Genomic DNA, 2,199 nt, shown 5'->3' with positions numbered 1-2,199 from the left:
GTTGTATGTAAATATTTTTCTTCTTCTGTTTCAGGAATGACTTGTGCAACTTCTGTTGGCTTTCCGTCTGTTCCAATAGCAACGAAAGTTAGGAAGCTCGTTGCTGCAATTCTACGTTCCTCTGTAAGTAAATTTTCAGCTATTATTTTAACGAACACTTCCATAGAAGTTCTACCTGTCCATGTTACGTATGCTTCTAAACATACAGCATCTGCTTTTGTAATGGGGTTTAAAAAGTCAACAGAGTCTGTTGAGGCTGTAACAGTATCTCTTCTAGAATGTCTGGAGGCTGCTATTGAAGCAACATCATCTATCCAGCTCATTAAGCGTCCTCCAAATAATGTTTCATAACTGTTCGTATCATTTGGAAAAACACGACTTGTTTTAATGGATTTACTGTCTTTGCAATATTTTGGTTCCAATTCATCTGCACCCCTTGCTTTTTTAATGTAATGTAGTAAATTATACTACTTTTTACTCACATTTCACATTCTCTCTCCAATTCAAAGGGGATACTGAAAAAGTCCATATAGTTTAGATAATCCGATCCTTTACTTAATCATCCTACTCCTTTAAACGTTAAAATCAGCTCATGAAATGGCTGTAAGCCAGGTTTTGTACTTCCGTACTACAATCGGCAGCAAGCCTTGTACAAGAAGCAGCAGTCATTTGACTATCGACCGATGGCCGATTCATCCGTTAGGTTCATTTCCCGCAGGATGATGCCCCTACCTATTTTGGGTTGCTCGCTCGTGGGGTTTACCCGTTTCATCTTTTCCATTTCCAGAAAAGCTGCGTCACTGTGGCACTTTTCAGGTTATTTTCAGCTTATCCTAAAGGACTTAGCATGATTTCACCGCCGTCAGTCGATATAAAATCAACTGCCCACCCTTGCGGATGGCACGAACACTACAGGCATCTCAGCACTGTGCGAGCCTGGACTTTCCTCAGCTCCTATAAAGGAACCGCGACTACTCACCATTTCATGTCAATTTTAAGTCGTTCAGAAGCGACAAAAGGTAATATATCATAGATCAGCAGGAGAAATCATTAATAGTTTAATTCCAATTTTGCCAATCATGTACTGTAATCTAAATTATTTTTTTGAAAAAATACAAGGAAAATTCGTAAGGAATTATCGAGGCATACGGCTTGAACGAAGAATACTGTTATTGTCAGATTTGACTACGAACGTGAAAATAAAAATATAATTTGTATAGTTCTTGTGAAAATCACAAGGACTATTTTTGTATGTCAACGGTAAATTAAGGTAAACTAGAATGGTGTATTTATAATGAAGATTTTAAAACGAAAGAAGGTGGCCTAATTGCCGACAAATCAGAAACCCAATCGATTAATCACTGAAAAATCACCATATTTACTACAACATGCTTATAACCCAGTCAACTGGTATCCATGGGGAGAAGAAGCATTTGAAAAAGCAAAGCGTGAGAATAAGCCTCTGTTCGTAAGTATTGGTTATAGCACATGCCATTGGTGTCACGTCATGGAGCATGAGTCCTTTGAGGATGAAGAAGTTGCTAAGCTCATCAATGATCGTTTCGTAGCAATCAAGGTTGATCGTGAGGAGCGCCCCGACATTGATTCTATTTATATGCGTGTTTGTCAAATGATGACTGGTCAAGGAGGCTGGCCGCTAAATGTGTTTTTGACACCGGATCAAAAGCCGTTTTATGCCGGAACGTATTTCCCGAAGGAGAGTCGTTTTAATCGTCCAGGCTTACAGGATGTTGTTGTGCAATTGTATGATGCCTTTACGAACGAGCCGAACCGGATTACTGGAATTACTGAGCAAATTACAGAAGCTTTGCAGCAAAAGGCCTCCTTGACGTCCAATCAACTAGATATTTCCGTTTTACATAAAACATTTGAGCAGCTAGCTGCTAGTTTTGACAGTATATACGGTGGATTTGGTAATGCCCCGAAGTTTCCAATTCCACATATGCTTACATTTTTATTTCGCTATCATCTTCTTACAGGTAATGAGCAGGCATTGCACTTTGCCAAGAAAACATTAGATGGCTTGGCTAATGGGGGCATCTATGATCATATTGGCGGTGGATTTGCACGCTATTCTACCGATCAAGAATGGCTTGTACCACATTTTGAAAAAATGCTGTATGATAATGCGTTGTTGCTACATGCCTATGCAGAAGGCTACCAATTGCTTCATGATGA

2 protein-coding genes and 1 other RNA gene are annotated in these 2,199 nt (G+C 39.4%); 1 reads left to right on the top strand and 2 read right to left on the bottom strand.

Features of this window, described 5'->3' with window-relative positions:
- A partial coding sequence (locus tag AC11ZT_RS01855) for an acyl-CoA thioesterase (protein WP_484057976.1) occupies positions 1–449 on the bottom strand: 449 nt, incomplete at its 3' end.
- A gap of 150 nt (positions 450–599) precedes the next feature.
- Positions 600–983: RNase P RNA component class B (rnpB, locus tag AC11ZT_RS01850), an RNA gene on the bottom strand.
- A gap of 344 nt (positions 984–1,327) precedes the next feature.
- Between rnpB and AC11ZT_RS01845 the strand changes: the two genes are divergently transcribed.
- On the top strand, positions 1,328–2,199 hold an 872-nt coding region (locus AC11ZT_RS01845), incomplete at its 3' end, for a thioredoxin domain-containing protein (protein ID WP_484057975.1).

The organism is Ectobacillus sp., from assembly GCF_056992975.1.
The sequence above is the reverse complement of the archived record's forward strand: the minus strand, read 5'-3'. Positions and strand labels throughout refer to the sequence as shown.